Annotated in this window: 1 protein-coding gene and 1 pseudogene; one reads left to right on the plus strand and one right to left on the minus strand. The window is 56.9% G+C overall.

Features of this window, described 5'->3' with window-relative positions:
- Positions 1-547 (plus strand): annotated as a pseudogene (locus AF337_RS10975) (IS630 family transposase); the annotation flags it as partial.
- Here the strand turns inward: AF337_RS10975 and AF337_RS44265 are convergent.
- Positions 519-756 (minus strand): hypothetical protein (locus tag AF337_RS44265; RefSeq protein ID WP_210168051.1); only part of this gene is annotated, 238 nt, incomplete at its 5' end. The pseudogene AF337_RS10975 and the gene AF337_RS44265 overlap by 29 nt on opposite strands.

The following is a 756-nucleotide window of genomic DNA, read 5'->3' on the forward strand; positions in this document are numbered from 1 at the left end:
TGGTTCGATGGTCAATTGGACCTCGATCCGGAGAAACTGATCTTCATCGACGAAACCGGCCTCTCGACCAAGATGTCACGTCTGCGCGGACGTGCATTGCGAGGTGAGCGTTTGCCGTGCCGGCGTGCCGCACGGCCATTGGAAAACAACGACTTTCACCGGTGCGTTGCGCCTCAGCGGAATGACCGCCCCATTCGTCTACGATGGCGCGATGAACGGCAACGTCTTCCTTGCGTATGTCGAACAGGTGCTGGTGCCGCCCCTGGAGATCGGCGACGTCGTCATTATGGATAACCTGCCTGCACACAAGATAGCCGGTGTCCGCGATGCCATCGAACGTGCCGGCGCCAAGCTCATGTTCCTGCCGCCCTATAGTCCGGACTTCAATCCAATCGAGAACGCATTCTCGAAGCTGAAAGCCATGTTGCGAGGCCGAGCCGAGCGAAAGATCGATGCTCTATGGGATGCGGTCGGGGCCTTGATACCTCGCTTCACTGCGGCAGAATGCGCAAACTACCTTAAGGCCGCTGGATATGACCCAGATTGAGCAGGATTTGCTCTAGCGGTGCAAGTGATGCCATCACGACACCGTCTGTCGGCTTTGTCTGATCGGCGACATTAGGTTTGTTTGGCAGTTTCCTGTGGTGGTTCGGAGTAACTTTCTGAAACCCAACAAAAGGATCTTTCCTTTGGCTCGATCGGCCCACATGGCACGGGTTTTGAAGATTGCCATGCGAGGCGGCGCGAGCTGCCTGC

Source organism: Rhizobium ecuadorense (genome assembly GCF_001187535.1).
GTDB classification, from domain to species: Bacteria; Pseudomonadota; Alphaproteobacteria; order Rhizobiales; family Rhizobiaceae; genus Rhizobium; species Rhizobium ecuadorense.